This window comes from Metamycoplasma gateae (assembly GCF_036352135.1).
Lineage (GTDB): Bacteria > Bacillota_I > Bacilli_A > Mycoplasmatales > Metamycoplasmataceae > Metamycoplasma > Metamycoplasma gateae.
In genome coordinates, this window is sequence record NZ_CP143578.1 from 152,362 (window position 1) to 170,440 (window position 18,079).

10 protein-coding genes and 2 rRNA genes are annotated in these 18,079 nt (G+C 31.2%); 11 read left to right on the forward strand and 1 reads right to left on the reverse strand.

All coding sequences use genetic code 4. The features are described 5' to 3' along the window. The first annotated feature begins 117 nt into the window (after positions 1 to 117). The 3 genes from V2E26_RS00725 (at position 118) to V2E26_RS00735 (ending at position 5,888) form a co-directional block, all read left to right on the forward strand. Positions 118 to 1,636 (forward strand): 16S ribosomal RNA (locus V2E26_RS00725). Positions 1,637 to 1,812: 176 nt separating this feature from the next. Then, a 23S ribosomal RNA gene (locus tag V2E26_RS00730) occupies positions 1,813 to 4,707 on the forward strand. Together the 16S and 23S rRNA genes form the textbook arrangement of a ribosomal RNA operon. Positions 4,708 to 4,889: 182 nt before the next feature. Then, a complete protein-coding gene (locus tag V2E26_RS00735; RefSeq protein ID WP_330463159.1) occupies positions 4,890 to 5,888 on the forward strand; it encodes an IS30 family transposase in 999 nt (332 codons plus the stop codon). Between the two features lie 196 nt (positions 5,889 to 6,084). On the opposite strand, the gene V2E26_RS00740 is transcribed toward V2E26_RS00735, so the two are convergent. Continuing rightward, positions 6,085 to 6,630 carry a deoxycytidylate deaminase gene (locus V2E26_RS00740; protein WP_330463543.1) on the reverse strand — a complete coding sequence of 182 codons (546 nt, stop codon included), beginning with the start codon at positions 6,628 to 6,630 and terminating at the stop codon, positions 6,085 to 6,087. A 529-nt stretch (positions 6,631 to 7,159) separates the two neighbouring features. Here V2E26_RS00740 and V2E26_RS00745 point away from each other — a divergent pair. From V2E26_RS00745 to V2E26_RS00780, 8 genes are all read left to right on the forward strand, one after another. After that, the gene (locus V2E26_RS00745) at positions 7,160 to 7,345 is read left to right on the forward strand and encodes a hypothetical protein (protein WP_330463544.1); all 186 of its coding nucleotides are present in this window, start codon (positions 7,160 to 7,162) and stop codon (positions 7,343 to 7,345) included. 372 nt (positions 7,346 to 7,717) lie between these two features. Then, entirely contained in the window at positions 7,718 to 10,510 is a 2,793-nt protein-coding gene (locus V2E26_RS00750) for an OppA family ABC transporter substrate-binding lipoprotein (protein WP_330463545.1), read from the forward strand. Positions 10,511 to 10,532: 22 nt separating this feature from the next. Continuing rightward, on the forward strand, positions 10,533 to 11,666 hold the full coding sequence (locus V2E26_RS00755; protein ID WP_330463546.1) for an ABC transporter permease: 1,134 nt from the start codon (positions 10,533 to 10,535) through the stop codon (positions 11,664 to 11,666). A gap of 21 nt (positions 11,667 to 11,687) precedes the next feature. After that, positions 11,688 to 12,998: an ABC transporter permease gene (locus tag V2E26_RS00760; RefSeq protein ID WP_330463547.1), complete on the forward strand. Its 1,311-nt coding sequence runs from the start codon at positions 11,688 to 11,690 to the stop codon at positions 12,996 to 12,998. Positions 12,999 to 13,000: 2 nt separating this feature from the next. Further along, positions 13,001 to 14,140 carry an ABC transporter ATP-binding protein gene (locus tag V2E26_RS00765; protein WP_330463548.1) on the forward strand — a complete coding sequence of 380 codons (1,140 nt, stop codon included), beginning with the start codon at positions 13,001 to 13,003 and terminating at the stop codon, positions 14,138 to 14,140. Then, the gene (locus tag V2E26_RS00770) at positions 14,127 to 16,634 is read left to right on the forward strand and encodes an ATP-binding cassette domain-containing protein (RefSeq protein WP_330463549.1); all 2,508 of its coding nucleotides are present in this window, start codon (positions 14,127 to 14,129) and stop codon (positions 16,632 to 16,634) included. The genes V2E26_RS00765 and V2E26_RS00770 overlap by 14 nt, the downstream gene beginning before the upstream one ends. A 97-nt stretch (positions 16,635 to 16,731) precedes the next feature. Beyond that, on the forward strand, positions 16,732 to 17,229 hold the full coding sequence (locus tag V2E26_RS00775) for a hypothetical protein (protein ID WP_330463550.1): 498 nt from the start codon (positions 16,732 to 16,734) through the stop codon (positions 17,227 to 17,229). Between the two features lie 43 nt (positions 17,230 to 17,272). Beyond that, positions 17,273 to 18,001 (forward strand): triose-phosphate isomerase, encoded by a 729-nt coding sequence (locus tag V2E26_RS00780; protein ID WP_330463551.1) that lies wholly within the window; start codon positions 17,273 to 17,275, stop codon positions 17,999 to 18,001. The last annotated feature ends 78 nt before the right edge of the window (positions 18,002 to 18,079 follow it).

The window sequence follows — 18,079 nt, forward strand, 5'->3', positions numbered from 1 at the left end:
TAAATGTAGCAATTTTAAAGCTACTATAAAATATACTTATAGAAGATAGTTCTTTGAAAACTGGATACGAATACCATAACGTCAATTTTAATTTTATAAAACATAATAACCAAATCAAATTTTAAGAGTTTGATCCTGGCTCAGGATGAACGCTGGCTGTGTGCCTAATACATGCATGTCGAGCGAGGTTCTTTTGAACCTAGCGGCGAATGGGTGAGTAACACGTGCTTAATCTACCCTTTAGATTGGAATACCCAATGGAAACATTGGCTAATGCCGGATACGCATGGAACCGCATGGTTCCGTTGTGAAGGAGCCTCAAAGCTCCGCTAGAGGATGAGGGTGCGGAACATTAGTTAGTTGGTAGGGTAATGGCCTACCAAGACTATGATGTTTAGCCGGGTCGAGAGACTGAACGGCCACATTGGGACTGAGATACGGCCCAAACTCCTACGGGAGGCAGCAGTAGGGAATATTCCACAATGAGCGAAAGCTTGATGGAGCGACACAGCGTGCACGATGAAGGTCTTCGGATTGTAAAGTGCTGTTATAGGGAAAGAACACTTGGTCGAGGAAATGCTTCCAAGCTGACGGTACCCTGTCAGAAAGCGATGGCTAACTATGTGCCAGCAGCCGCGGTAATACATAGGTCGCAAGCGTTATCCGGAATTATTGGGCGTAAAGCGTTCGTAGGCTGTTTATTAAGTCTGGAGTTAAATCCCAGGGCTCAACCCTGGCTCGCTTTGGATACTGGTAAACTAGAGTTAGATAGAGGTAAGCGGAATTCCATGTGAAGCGGTGAAATGCGTAGATATATGGAAGAACACCAAAGGCGAAGGCAGCTTACTGGGTCTATACTGACGCTGAGGGACGAAAGCGTGGGGAGCAAACAGGATTAGATACCCTGGTAGTCCACGCCGTAAACGATGATCATTAGTCGGTGGAGAGTTCACTGACGCAGCTAACGCATTAAATGATCCGCCTGAGTAGTATGCTCGCAAGAGTGAAACTTAAAGGAATTGACGGGACCCGCACAAGCGGTGGAGCATGTGGTTTAATTTGAAGATACGCGGAGAACCTTACCCACTCTTGACATCCTTCGCAATGCTATAGAGATATAGCGGAGGTTAACGGAGTGACAGATGGTGCATGGTTGTCGTCAGCTCGTGTCGTGAGATGTTTGGTCAAGTCCTGCAACGAGCGCAACCCCTATCTTTAGTTACTAACGAGTCATGTCGAGGACTCTAGAGATACTGCCTGGGTAACCGGGAGGAAGGTGGGGATGACGTCAAATCATCATGCCTCTTACGAGTGGGGCAACACACGTGCTACAATGGTCGGTACAAAGAGAAGCAATATGGCGACATGGAGCAAATCTCAAAAAGCCGATCTCAGTTCGGATTGGAGTCTGCAATTCGACTCCATGAAGTCGGAATCGCTAGTAATCGCAGATCAGCTACGCTGCGGTGAATACGTTCTCGGGTCTTGTACACACCGCCCGTCACACCATGGGAGCTGGTAATACCCAAAGTCGGTTAGCTAACCTCGGAGGCGACCGCCTAAGGTAGGACTGGTGACTGGGGTGAAGTCGTAACAAGGTATCCCTACGAGAACGTGGGGATGGATCACCTCCTTTCAACGGAGTACATAATGTTATGGAAAAATTATTTGTATCCAGTTTTGAGAGATTTATCTCTCTTGTTCTTTGAAAACTGAATATCGACATTGAAAAATTAAATTATTAATATTTCAAAGTTTAGATCAACCTATAGAATATATCATACAATAGACAAACAATAGGTCTTATACTACTATTAAACAAGATAAGAGTTTTTGGTGGATGCCTTGGGTCTGGAAGTCGATGAAGGACGTGATTACCTGCGATAAGCCTCGGTTAGCTGGAAATATGCTGTTATCCGGGATTTCCGAATGGGGAACCTAATTGAGCTAATCCTCAATTATCATATCGATGAATTCATAGTCGAATGAAGAGACACGCTGTGAATTGAAACATCTCAGTAGCAGCAGGAAGAGAAAATAAAGAATGATTCCCTCAGTAGTGGCGAGCGAACGGGGAAGAGCCCAAACCAACATTCGTTGTTGGGGTTGTAGGACTACATTATAGAGTTACAAAATTTATACATAGCAGAATAAGTTGGAATGCTTAAACATAGAGGGTGAAATTCCCGTAAGCGAAATGTCTAAATCTCTTTGTAGTATCCTGAGTAGGGCGGGGCACGTGAAACCCTGTCTGAATCTGCCGGGACCACCCGGTAAGGCTAAATACTAACCAGACACCGATAGTGAACTAGTACCGTGAGGGAAAGGTGAAAAGAACCCCGGGAGGGGAGTGAAATAGATTCTGAAACCAATTACTTACAGTTAGTCAGAGCCCGTTAATGGGTGATGGCGTACATCTTGCAGAATGGACCGGCGAGTTATGTCAACATGCGAGGTTAAGTGGATTAAAGCGAAGCCGTAGAGAAATCGAGTCTTAATAGGGCGCTTAGTATGTTGATATAGACCCGAAACCAGGTGATCTACCCATGAGCAGGTTGAAACTTAGGTAACACTAAGTGGAGGACCGAACCGTAGTACGCTAAAAAGTGCCCGGATGACTTGTGGGTAGGGGTGAAATTCCAATCGAACTTGGAGATAGCTGGTTCTCTCCGAAATAGCTTTAGGGCTAGCGTGTAGTGTTAAGTGATGGGGGTAGAGCACTGAATATGGAATGGCGGCGCCTAGCTGTACTGACTATAATCAAACTCCGAATACTATCATGAATTGCTATGCAGTCGGTACATCGGTGATAACGTCGATGCACGCGAGGGGAACAACCCAGATCGTCAGCTAAGGTCCCAAAATTGTGTTAAGTGAGAAAGGTTGTGGAGTTTCTTAAACAGCTAGGATGTTGGCTTAGAAGCAGCCATCGTTTAAAGAGTGCGTAATAGCTCACTAGTCGAGAGACTCTGTGCCGATAATTCAACGGGACTAAAACACAATACCGAAGCTACGGGCATGAAAATGCGTTAGGAGAGCGTTGTAAGGGCATTGAAGCCAGACTGTGAAGACTGGTGGAGCGCTTACAAGTGAGAATGCCGGTATGAGTAACGATTCAGAGTGAGAATCTCTGACGCCTATTGGGGAAGGTTTCCTGGGCAAGGTTCGTCCACCCAGGGTTAGTCGGGTCCTAAGACGAGGCCGAAAGGCGTAGCCGATGGACAACAGGTTAATATTCCTGTACTTTCTATAAATGTGATGGAGTGACGGGGGAGGATAGTACTACCACTTACTGGATTGTGGGGTAAATAGTAACTGGGTTATGTAGGCAAATCCGCATAACTTAACCGGGAGCTATGATGCATAGTGAAAGGGCAACCAAGTAGCGAATTGGATGATTCCATACCTCTTAAAAAGCTTCTAACATTAAGTTTATATGAAACCCGTACCGAGAACGGACACACGTCCCCAAGATGAGTATTCTAAGGCGAGCGAGAAAACCAATGTCAAGGAACTCTGCAAATTCATCCCGTAAGTTCGCAAGAAGGGATGCCCACCCTAGAAAGTGGGCCGCAGTGAATAGTAAGGGGAACTGTTTATCAAAAACACAGCTCTATGCTAAGTCGTAAGACGATGTATATGGGGTGACCCTGCCCAGTGCCCGAAGGTTAAGCAAAGGTGTTAGCTTTACGCGAAGCATTGATGTGAAGCCCGGGTGAACGGCGGCCGTAACTATAACGGTCCTAAGGTAGCGAAATTCCTTGTCGGCTAAATACTGACCTGCACGAAAGGAGTAATTATCTCTTAACTGTCTCGACATTGGACTCGGTGAAATTATGGTTCCGGCGAAGACGCCGGAGACCCGCATCTAGACGAAAAGACCCCGTGGAGCTTTACTATAACTTCATATTGGAGTTTGATTTAACTTGTGTAGGATAGGTGGGAGACTATGATGCTTGAACGCTAGTTCAAGTGGAGTCGACGTTGAAATACCACCCTTGTTACGTTGAACTTCTAACTTGTTACCATGATCTGGTAAGAGGACAGTGTGTGGTGGGTAGTTTGACTGGGGCGGTCGCCTCCTAAAGGGTAACGGAGGCGTTCAAAGTTACACTCAATACGGTCAGAAACCGTATCATAGAGCATAAAGGTAGAAGTGTGATTGACTGTGAGACCTACAAGTCGAGCAGGTGCGAAAGCAGGACTTAGTGATCCGGCGGTTCTTCGTGGAAAGGCCGTCGCTCAACGGATAAAAGCTACCCCGGGGATAACAGGCTTATCTTTCCCAAGAGATCACATCGACGGGAAGGTTTGGCACCTCGATGTCGGCTCATCGCATCCTGGAGCTGGAGTCGGTTCCAAGGGTTGGGCTGTTCGCCCATTAAAGCGGTACGCGAGCTGGGTTCAAAACGTCGTGAGACAGTTTGGTTCCTATCTGATGTGGGCGTTGGAATATTGATGAGAGCTACTCTTAGTACGAGAGGACCGGAGTGGACGTACCGATGGTGTGCCAGTTGTTCCGCCAGGAGCATAGCTGGGTAGCCAAGTACGGCAGGGATAACCGCTGAAAGCATCTAAGCGGGAAGCCCCCTCAAAGATGAGTATTCCCTATTAATTCCTTATAGACTATGAGGTTGATAGGCTGGAGGTGTAAGTATAGCAATATATTCAGCTGACCAGTACTAATAAATTGATTGGTTTAATAGTAATTCTATAGAAGTAATCTAAAATTTAAATCGATATTCAGTTTTCAGAGAACAAAAAGAAGCACCTGCTTCTTTTCCTAAATTGAAAATTCAAGTGCAACACGTTTAAAGTAAAATTTAGATGTGGAACTTGAATTTTTTATATTAATTAAAAAGAAAAAGTTCCATTGGAACGGAACTCATATGAATTATACAATAAAAAAATATAACCATTTAACAGATAATGAAAGAATAATTATTGAAAATTATTTAAAGTTAAATTATTCTCTTCGTAGGATTTCGAGATTAATCGAGCGAAGTGTTTCGACCCTAAGTAGAGAAATAAAGAGGAATACAAATAGTTTTGGAACTTATGAATTTAAACACGCTAGTTTAAAAACAAGAGAAAGATCAAGACATAAGTATTATTTTAAATTCGTGGATAACCAAAAATTCAAAAATTTTTCTAACGCTTTTTTACAAAAATATGAAAAAAGTTTTTTTGGCATAAAGTCAACATATAATTTTATAAAAACTAGCACAAAACACTGTTGTCCTTCTTTAAGAACGGTTTTTAATTGAATAAACACTAATAATTGAGTTATAAAAAAGTACGATAAATTAAGACAATATTATAAAAAAGGTGGTAAAAGAACAGCATCCGTAATAAAACGGCTTGTAAAATCTGCTGATTATGTTTTTCCAATATGAACTAGACCTAAATCTATAGATTTAAGACTTGAATTTGGACACTGAGAAGCAGATCTAGTTTTAGGAAAGAGAGCCAATGGATATAATAATGTTTTAACTTTAACTGAAAGAAAAACAAGAATAGGGTTTGCAAAAATAATACAAAGCAAATCACCAAATATAATTAATTCAGAGTTAAAAAAGATTATAAGAGATAATGAATTAGAAGTAAAAACAATAACAGTAGACAATGGTATTGAATTTGAAAAAATAGGTATTTTAGCCAGATGATTAAATATAAAGATTTATAGAGCTGAACCTTATGCATCTTTTCAAAGAGGCTCAAATGAACATTGAAATGGAATTTTGAGAAGAGAATTCAAAAAAGGTTTTAACTTTAATACTATAACTCAAGAAAAACTTGACTCAGTTGTTAACCAAATAAATAATATGACGCGGGAAATATTAAATTGGAAGACACCATTACAAACCTATTTAGAATATATTAAATAATTATTATTAACAAAAATTAACATAATAAAATTATGCTTATCTTCATTTGAAAAAATGAATATTTTCTATTTACTTTTTTTGATTTATTAATTTTAAAAAAATAAAATGTATAATAAAAAAAGCCCAAGGCATTGTGTTGCACTTGAACTTTCTCTTTGGGAAAAGAAGCACCTGCTTCTTTTTTTTATTTCTTTTTTTATTTTATATTAAATTCAAGATCAAAATCATTTTCTATTTTTATTACTTCTATTCCAAATGAGTTAAATATTTTTAAACTAGCTTTAAAATCATCAGTTTGTGCTCTATATTCATTTGCATAATATATTTTTGAAATTTTAGATTGAACTATCATTTTTGCACAATTATAACAAGGTGAATGAGTTATGAAAATTGCTGAACCAGGCTCTATTTTTGAATTTGTTAAATTAGCATTAATTATTGCATTCACTTCTGCATGTACTACGTATGTGTATTTAGAATGTAAAACATCATCAGCATCATTAGGTCTATTTCATGGAAAAATTTCATCATTATCTACTTCTGTGTTGTTAAAACTTGTAGGCATACCATTATAACCTAACGAAATTACATAATTATTAGGACTTACTATGCATGCTCCTACCTTAGTGGTTGGGTCTTTTGATCTTAATGCGCTTAATTTAGCTAACGACATAAAATAAATTTCTCATTTTATATTATCTTTTTTATCATCAAAGATTATTTTCTTACTTTTTGAATTCATAATATTAATTTTATCATAAAAGGAAAATCAATTTTTAACCAGGATTATCTATAAGTTTATATCAAACATTAACGTTCATTTTTATTTTAATATCTTAAATTAAGTATTTATTTAAATAAAGTAAAATTTATATAATAAATAAGCTTAACTTATATTTATTATATATTTTGATATCATTTTATTTCTTTAATATCTTAATGTATAATAAATTCTAAAAAAACTTTTGATTTTATATTCTTTTTTAATAATATTATGTATTTATAAACAAAAAAAATCAAGCTCCTCAGACCTTGATTTAAATTATTCAGTGAAATAAGCAATTTGCTTTGGATAAGACATTAACTATGTTAATCCAACTTATTTAGTAATAAATTGAACTAAGAAAATTATAACATAATTAACAAAAATGAAATGTTTTTTAAAATTTTTTAATTAAAAAGACTTATTTTAAATAAAAAAACAGAAAAAATGAATTTTTTTGGGATTTTTTTTAAAAAATTGTTAAAATAATGGTCATAAAGGAAAAATGATGAACAAAAATTTATTAGTAAAAAACTATTCTAAGATGATGTTCACAGCTATTATGGCTGCATTTTTCGCTATTGAAATTATTAATTCTAACAAGAAGGATATTATTATCAACTGTGGCAATATTTCAGTAAATAACAATATTATTCTTGGAGGGATTTATAATGACACTCAAATTTTTAACTAAAAATAATTTTAATTTAACTCAAAAAATGCTTAGAGTTTATCTAAATTTTAATAGTATCTATCGTGCTAGAATAATGGCTTTTAGAGGTTCATAAATCATAGATTATTATATTTTTTTAAAAAAGTAGCCAAATATAAGAATATAAATAATTTAAAAACAAAAGCCAAATTACAATAATTTCAAACAAACAAATTAATATAAAAAAGCAGAAAAAATTAACAAAAAATACAGAAAATAAACTAAGTTTTAGACTAAATAGACCTAAAATAGGCAAATTAATTTATAATTTATCATGTAGTTTTATAAACTATTTATTAATAAATTAATAAATAAAACATAGTTTATCAAATTATAAAAATACGGAGATTAAATATGAAAAAATCAAACAAAATATGATTATCATCTTTAGCTTCTTTAACAGTTGGAGCAGTTCCATTACTTGTTATAGCATGTAAAGATGAAAGAAAAGATAGGTATGTGTTTGAATTTAGTTCACCATATACAGCGCAGGCATTTCTACATGATTCTTCAAGATCATACGGATCATTTATTAGTACATCAACAAACCACCATACATCAGTCGGTTTAGTTCGTGTTGAAACATTAAATGAACCAGAATTACAACACTTAACACTTAATCAAGGAGGTGAGAATGGCGTTGTTGAAACAAAAACATACATTGTAAATCCTACTTGAACAAGAAGAAAGCTGTCATTAGCAAGTGCTGTTGTTATTACAGATAAAAACGGCACTGTAACAACTTTTGATGCTGATGATGCTGATGTGAGATCTTCTGCACCTTTTACTGAAAATGGAATAAGCTACTTCAATAGCCCTTCTGTTGAATTAAAATCAAACAATGAAAAATCAATTAATAGCAGTAATTTCGATGAAAAATTAAAAACAGCTGCTAAATTACAATTTGTTGTTCGTGATGGTGTTCAGTGAGTAGATCAAGAAGGTAAAGCAACAAAATACGAAGTAAAAGCAAAAGACTTCTATTATTCATGATTAAGAACATTATCAGTTAGTGGTAATTTCAGACATGAAAATGGTGGTTCAAAACAATTAGATGATGAAGCTGTTATAGCATTATCAGATTTATCTTCTGCGGCATTTACTGATAAAGAAGAATATTCAAATGATTACTTATTTACATTATTTGGAATTGACCATTCTAAATTTAAAGTAGAAAATGAATTTATCCAAAATGTTAATGGTAAAGAAGCAGTTACATTTGAAAAATTATCAACCGAAGAAAATCCAAAATTTTCAGAATTCTTTAGTAAAACAATGTTAGCTGACTATACATTCTTCCCAGCTCCATCACAATACATAGATGAATCAAATTCATTGGATGAATTACCAGTTTATAACTCAATTGGTTTAAAAACTGAATTAACAAGACAAATAGAAACAAAAATTAAATCATTAGATAAGAATTCGTTTGTTTATAAATCTGGAGCTTACTGATATGGTGTGAGTTTAAAAAACACTTTATATGTTGGTCCATATTATATAACCCCACAAAAAGGTCAAGAATTAATTCTTAAAAAGAACTTACATTACTATGATAGAGAATTTGTTAATAGTAAAGATACAGTTAATGAAATTGTAAATATTTACAATAATGGTATTGATACAGATACATTTGTTAAAAGAACATTTGATAAATATAAACAAGGTAAATTATCTCAAATTGCATTTAGTGGTTTAAAAGATGCTCAACGTGAGGAAATATTACAAAATGGTGAAAAATATGGTTTAAGATTTTCAAAAGCAGTTAACAAAACCAATCCATTCTACCGTGAATTTTCTCATCCATTTGTTAAACCATTACCAGCAGGACAATCAGTTGAGTACTATGGATTTAATGATGCATTTGCAAAATTAATGTATGGTGGAACAAGAGAAGAGTTAAAAGAAGGAAAAAATGATCCACAAACATATATTGCTGGAACAGGTTTAATTTTCAGAAGTTTATTCAATGCTGCAATTAACTGAGATGAATTTGCATCACTAGCAACCGGTGGTCAAGGATTTGCGTGATTAGCAAAAGTTGCTGACGGTTCATTAATTGGTGGGAGTGACCAAAGTACCGCAAAATACAAAACTCCATACGATGCAAGAGAAGAAATTAACTCATTATTTGCTTTAAAATCAGATAAAAGTGGAAAAGTTGAATTTGGTAATTCATTAGGCAGCGAATTAAGTCCAAAAGAAAATGAAGAAGCTGTTAAAAACTTTTCAAGAAGAATAGACAAATTAAAATCAGCTGGATTTGAAATTTTAAAACAAGAATTACAAAAACTGTTTGAAGAGTTTGATAAACAAAACCCAGAACTAGCAGGACAACCTTTCAAATTTGAATATGGATTCCCATATGTTAACATTTCAAATGCATATAAAGAAGCCTTTAATGATATAGAACAAACATTCTTAGAATTAAACCCAAGATTACAATTATCAGTTTTCTTTACCGGTGATAAAAATGATCCTAAATTTGATGCATTCAGAACCGGGGGAGCTAATGGAACTGAATTAGTTTCATGATCATACGACTATGATGCTATTGGTTCTGGTTATGATGGTCTTTCATGAGGTGGTAACTTTATTCCAACATTAACATGAATAGCAGCTAATGATGAAGGTGATAAAAATAAATTAATAAAAGAGAATTATCCTGAATTACATAAATTAGCAAAAGCTATAGTTGAACATGCAAAAGAAGGAACATCACACGAATGAGTTGGATCAGTTCCTTTTGCAGATCTTCATTTAGTTGTTAATAATTTTAAAGGTTCAAGATTACCATACACAACTACATATCATTTTGAAAAGAAAGAAGGAGAAACTCATTATAATCTAAAAAGAAATGAACAAGGAAAAGCTGTTTTATGAAATGTTCCTGAAGGTAAACATGCAACTGAAGCATATGCTTGAACAGCATCATTCTGATTAGAATATGTTTCAAAATTAACTAATGAGGTAGCAGTTAAATTGATGGCTGAATTAACATCATTCTTTAATATTAACTTTACATATAATATTTTCAAACAAAGAAATGAATTTGGTAAGGTTTTAATACAAAATCATTTTTCAGTTCCTGATGAATCAGTTGTTGGTGTTTCAATTTATTCAGATTGAAAAGTTAAAAAAGTTTAATATTACTTTTTGGTATTAATAAATGTTTAAATATGTATATCAAAGAATAGCGTTTGCTATTCTTACCTTATTTATTATTACACTTGTAGTTTTTGTTTTAGTTAGTGCATTTGGTGATAGTCCTATTAAATCATTAGTAGAAAAAGCGTTCCAAAGTCCTAAAAACAAACATACATATGAAGAATTAACAATTCAATTTGAAACTCAATATGGATTAAGAGATGCAGAAGGAAATCTTATTCCTATTATCGTAAGATATTTCAAGTATTTAGGAAATGTCTTCCAAGGTGATTTTGGGTTTGTTATTAATAAAGAAAACAACCCAAGTCCTTCTGAATACTCTAATATTCAACAACTATTTTTCATTCCCTTAAGATATTCAATTAGAATTACACTACCTGCATTTATCATAAGTGCAATTAGTGGAATTACAATAGGAGTATTTGCGGGTTATAAAAGAGGAAAGTTATTTGATTCAGCAGCCAATGTATTTGTATTGCTTTTCATAGCTGTACCATCATTCGTACTTGCACCTATTTTGATTACAATATCTTTAAAAATTGGTATTCCAACTACCGTACCAAGAGATGCATTAGAGCCATCATTTGGTGAATTATTCGTATCATACTTACCGCCAGTGTTGATTATCACATTAACATCGATGGCTGCGTATGTAAGTTATACAAGAAACCAAGTTATTACAGTTTTAACATCTAATTATGTTTTAATTGCAAAAACAAAAGGTTTAAATCAAACACAAATTTTCTTTAAATATGTGTTAAGAAATATTTCTATCCCATTATTTAGTTTATTATTTGGATCATTCTTAGGACTTTTATCAGGTTCAATTATTATCGAAAAATATTGAGATGTACCTGGTACAAGTCAAGTTATAGCAAGATCATTCCCAACAGGTGAGATAAATATTATTATGTTCTCGACTATATTCTTTACAGCATTATCATTGATAGCTTCTATATTTGTTGATGTTATGTTTGCTATCCTTGATCCAAAAATTACTTATGCTTCAAAAAGTAAAAAGAATTATTGACTATTCTTTAAAGCATATTTAGAAAGAAAAAAACTTGAAAAAGATTTATTTGCAAAACAAGAACAAGAAAATCAATCACAACTACAAAATAATCAAAAAGCTTAATGAAAGGTAGGTTAGAACAAAATGGAAAATCTTATTGAAGAACAAATAAAAGAATTTAACAAGAAATACAAGATTAGTTCTGAACTATCTAAAAAATTTGGTTTTATTTCAGAAAAAGACAAAGTTCATGCTTCATCAATTGCTGGAAGACCAAAGAAAATGTGAATTGAAATTCTTAAAAGATTCTTTTCAAACCCAATAGTCGTAATTTCGCTAATAGTATTTACTTTCATTTTATTATCATCATTGATAATTCCTGCAAAAGCATTTACATCATATAAACCTAACTCACCAATTAATGAATACTCATTTATTGAATCGCTACCACCAGTTTATAGCCCGATTGTTTCAAAAGCAGTTACAACCAACGATACTATTTATAAGTTTTATATTAACTTAAAAGATAATATTTCAAAACTACCAGAAGCAGAACAAGTTCTTTGAAATAAATGATTTGCATTTTATTTAGATACAACTAAAATAAGTGCAAATAATAGTGGTCAATTATTTATGACCTATAATGCTTATAGTTTATTTAAAGCATCGGTTCTAAATGAATTATTATTTAAAGCTCAAAAAGCAGGTACTCCAATTAATGATGCACTTGTATATGGTGAAATTATTCCAAAAATCCCAGTTTTAAAAACGTATTTAGGAACTTCATCAAGTGGTTATGATATTTGAGTTACTACATGATATGCAACCTGAAGAGGTATTGAAATTGCTATTATCACAACGATAATTCAAGCTTTATTTGGTGTTACTTTAGGAGCTATTTTAGGTTTTTATGCAGGAAAATTAGTTGATACAATTATCATGAGATTAATTGATATATTTAACTCACCTCCAACAATTATTTGAATATTAATATTCGTTGGTATTTTTGGAACTAATCAAATATCATTGATATTAGCTATGTCAGTAGCAGGATGACCAGCGTTTGTTGGTATAACAAGAATGTACGTAATTACTGTTAAAAATGAAGAATATATTAGTGCTGCGAAAGCTATTGGTGCTTCTACACCAAGACAAATATTTATACACGCACTACCTGCAATAATTGGTAAAATCGCAAACTCATTTGTTAAAAATGTACCAGGAATTATTTTATGAGTAGCATCATTGGCATTCTTAGGTTTCTTTAAGAATTCAAATGATACTAACTTAGGTCAAATATTAATCGAATCAGCTTCGGATGCTGGTAGAAATATTTGAATAATTTTACTTCCAACATTAATTTTATTATTCTTATCGCTATCATTGAACTTCATGGCTTTAGGTATTCATGATGCATTAGATCCAAGAGTTATTAGTAAAGGAAAGAGAAAATAATCATGGCTGATAAAAAAATAATTAATAAAAAAATTCATAAAAGAAGTCATTTATTTTCTCAAATTCAATCTCAAGAGGTTTTAGAAGATAATAAACTTTTGGAAGTAAGAAATTTACATGTATCATTCCCTGTAGGTAGAAAGAAAACTATTCATATCGTTCGTGGTGTTGATTTAGATGTTTATAAAGGCCAAATTGTTGGCTTAGTTGGAGAATCTGGTTCTGGTAAATCAGTTACTTCTAAAACATTAATTAACGTTAATGAAAACGGGTTAGTAAGTGCAGATAAAATTCAAATTAGTGATCTTGAACTAAGTGGAATTTTGAAAAAAGAAAAATATTGACAACTAGTTCGTGGTCAAAAGATAGGTTATATTCCCCAAGACCCATTAACATCATTGAATCCGACACGTACAATTGGGAAACAATTATTGGATGCTTTGAATAATAATGTCGATTGAATGGACAAAACCTATACAGAGAAGAAAGAATATTTACTAGGTTTATTAAAAACATTTGGTTTAAGAAACGTTGATAAAATTTTTACAGCATATCCTCACACATTATCTGGTGGTATGAAACAAAGAATAGTTATCACGATGGTTGTTGCATTGAAACCAGATTTAATTATAGCTGACGAACCAACAACAGCTCTTGATCCTACTGTTCAAGCTAGTGTTCTTGCTTTATTTGAAGAAATTAGACAAAAAATGGGTATTTCAATAATACTAATAAGTCATAATATTTCAGTTATTGCTAAATTCTGTGATTTTATATATGTAATGTATGCAGGAAGAATTGTAGAAAAAGGTTTAAAAGAAGAAATTTTTACTCAACCAGCACATCCATATACTTGAGCATTAATTTCAGCAATTCCTGAATCAAAAGATGAAAAATTATATAACATTAAAGGAACTCCGCCAGACATGGCTAATTTACCAGTTGGTGATCCTTTTGCTCCAAGAAATGATTATGCGTTAGAAATTGATTTTATTAAAGAACCACCTTTAATTCCTATTACAAAAACTCACGCAGCGGCTACTTGATTATTAAGCCCAGAAGCTCCAAAAATTGAACTTTCAAAAGATTTACAAAAACGTTTAGATTTATTTAAAAAGGCTTTTAAAAATGACGGAAAATAAAAAAGATAGAAAAGTTATATTATCAATAGATAACTTAAAAAAATATTTTGTTAATCAAGGTATTATCAACAAAGCTGTTGATGGTGTATCTTTTGATGTTCATGAAGGAGAAATTGTTGGGCTAATTGGTGAGTCAGGTTCGGGTAAAACTACAGTTGGTCGTACAATTCTTAGATTATATGATGAATATAATGGATTTGTAAGATTAGAAGATAAAATCATTTCAGGAAAAAATATTAGTCATTCCTTAAAAAAATATTTACGTAAAAATGTTCAAATGATCTTCCAAGATCCACATGCTTCTTTAAATAGTCAACAAAATATATATACAATATTAAAAGAACCTCTATTAGTTAATGGCATAATGAAGCATAAAATACAAGACATTTTTAAAGACTGATTAGAAGTTAAAAAAGCTTTTAAATATACTTTCCAAATCCAAGCTATGAAATTGGAATTAGAAAACTATAGAGAAATAAACAAATTAGCAGAGCCATTTTTTGCAAAATGAACAAAACAATTTGAAAACTTTAACTTTGATAAAGAATTAAGTAGAGAAGATAATTTTTCAGCATTTTATGCTTATTTAGAAGAAAAGCAAAAAATGGAAAGTTTAATTATTAATAATATGTATTCTAATGCTTCTTCTTTAATTAATTTCTATTATGAAATGCAAAACAAATATAGAACTAAAAATCTAAGTAAAGAAGAATTATCATACGATATTGCAATTTCAAAATACAAAGAAATCAAGAAATTAAGTAAGTTATCTAAAAATCAATTTGAAATTAAAAATGAGTTATCAGCTTTAATTAAGAAAAGAAATGAATTAATAAAATTAAGAAACCAAAGAATTAAAGATGCAAAAAATACATTTTTAAATTTCACAGTTGAAAATAAACACGAAAAAGTTTTAGTTAATATTTCAAAACTTATGTCAACAGACTTAGATTATTATTTATATAATCTAAAAAATGAAAAACTTTTCAAAGCTAGAATTACAACCTTAAAAATCTTAAGAAATTCATTAAAATTATTAGACTTTGAAGATGTTAAAGAACTTGTAAAAGAATTAGAAGCTTATGTAAAAGAATTTTATGAAGTTAATTTATCAAAAATTAAGTATTCTAAAACTATGAGACAAGAAATTGATCAAGTTTTAAAATCGTCATTTAAATTTGAATTTTCTAAATACCAAGAAATTTCAAAAAGAAATGAAGAAAAATACAATAAACAATTATTATCACTAAATGAACAAATAGAAAATTTAAAATCAAAACTAGCAATTAAAGAACAACCAGAATACTCAAAAGAAGAATTAAATCAAGCTTTTGAAAAACTAAATGAATCAAAAAATATTTATTTAGAAGGACGTTCAAGATTTTTAGTTGATTATAAAAAATCAATTGATGATTTATATCAAAAAATTGAACTAGAAAAAAATGAATATAATCGTTTAGTTTCATTGCAAAAAAAATGTAATGAATTATATGAAAAATATAAAAATGATTTCTTTGCCTATGTAAAAGAAGAATTTAGCGAAAAAATTAAATCATTAGAACAAAGAAAAAGTATTTTGTTAACTAATCTGAAGAACGAAAACAAAAAAACAGCTAAAAATAAGGCTGATTTGGTACGTTTAAGCTCAAGAATTAAACAAATCAAAAAAGAACAAGACACAGTTATCAAAATGTATAATTCAGATATTACATTAAAAGAAGATACATTAAAATCATTTAATATCGAAAGAAATTATCTAAAGAAAGATATTAGAAACATTTATATTCTATTAGGTATTGATTTTAAATGAGTTGAAATGAACTTAAATAATAAATCTGAAGAAAATATAAATGTAGAACAAAAGAAATGAGCTAAAAGATTTAATTTATTTGATTATAAAATTTCATACCCAATTGCTAAATATTTAATTTCCGAACTACTTTATAAAATAATTATTTATCGTTCATTAGAAGATGTAGGTTTATTAAAACAATTTGCTTATCGTTATCCTCATGAATTTAGTGGTGGTCAATTACAACGTATAGTTATCGCAAGAGCATTGATAACTGAACCAAAAGTTATTGTTGCTGACGAACCAATTGCCTCCTTAGATATCTCAATTCAAGCACAAGTTGTTAACTTGCTAAAAGATTTGTGTGTTAAGAAAAACATAGGTTTAATCTTTATAGCTCATGACTTAAGTATGATTGAATATGTTGCCGATAATGTTCAAATTATGCACCTAGGTAAAATTGTTGAAAGTGGTGATACTGAGTCTATTTACAATAATCCTCTTCACCCATATACAATCAATCTATTTAAAGCAATACCAAAAATTTCAAACGCAAATGAAAAATTTGAAAACGTATCATTTAATTTAGATTATATTTATGAACAACAATTCCCAAATATTCCAGAAAATTTCAAAGTCGATGATAATCACTACATTTTTGGAACAAAAGAACAAGTTGAAAAATGAACTTCTAAAAAATAATCTACATGAATAGTGTTAGGTATTTATCCTAATGCTATTTTATTTTTAAATATCTCAACTTATTAAGTATAATTTTTATATTTAAAGGATTGTTATAATGAGTAATAATAAAAAAAATATAAATACAAAAGGTTATTGAAAAAGAAGTTGAACAATAGGCAACATCATATATTTTTTTACAAGTATTTTTTTAATGATCCTTATGATTTTGCTTACAGGTTTTTTAAAAAAACAGAATGTTTTTAAACAAACCTGATCTAATGCAATAACTGTTGGTACAATTACATTTTTATCAATTTCTATTTTGGTTTTAATGGCCAAAAAAGGAGTTGGTAAAGGATTGATAAAACCTTTAATTTTAACTTATCATAATATTAGAATTTCTTCAAGAGCAAAAAATAAATACGCCCCATATATGAACCAGTTTGAAAAAGATAAAATACTTGCAAAAGAAAGAAAAAATTATCAATTAGAACAAGATAAAAAAAATCTAAACAAACTTAAAAATGAATCCACAAATCTTGCATCATATTTAATAATTGCTAGTTCAGTATTGGTTTTAACTATAGGACTTATGTCAATTCATTTGTCGTAAATAAAAAAACTAGAATTAAATTTAATTATAATGAGGATAAAATATGAAATATTTAATAGGCAATTTTAAAATGAATAAAACTTTTTTAGAAGTTGAATCTTATATTGAAGCACTATCATTTTTAATTGAAGAAAATAAAGAAAACTTAAATAATATAAATATTGGAATAGCCCCATCTTTTGATAGTGTTTATTTATCGTATAACAACTCTGAAAGAAATTTTTTATTTGGATTACAAAACATTTTTCACGAAATAAATGGCGCGTATACAGGAGAAGTTTCTTTAAATGTAGCTAAAGAAGCAAATATTGATTTTATTTTATTAGGTCATAGTGAAAGAAGAAAATTATTTAATGAAACCGACGAAGAAATAAATAAAAAAATTTTAAAGCTTAAAGACACTAATATAAAACCTATACTTTGTATCGGTGAATCAATTGATGATTTTAACAATAATAAAACATTCGATGTTTTAAATAAACAATTAGATAAAGCTTTAGAAAACGTTAATGAATTTGGTAATATAATCATTTCATACGAACCCGTTTATTGCATCGGTAATGGTATAATTCCAAAGGTAGAACATGTTCAAAGTGTTGTTAATTTTATACATGAAAAATTTAGTTCAAATATACCTGTTTTATATGGTGGATCGGTTTGCTCTAATAGTATTGAGGATTTAGAAAAAGTTAAAGGATTAAGTGGATATTTAGTTGGAAAAGCATCATTAAATGCCTATGAGTTTATAGAATTAGCTAAAGAAATAAAATAAAAACTAAGTAATTTTTAAACTTAGTTCCCAAAGAGAAGGTTCAAGTGCAACACAATGCCTTGGGCTTTTTTTATTATA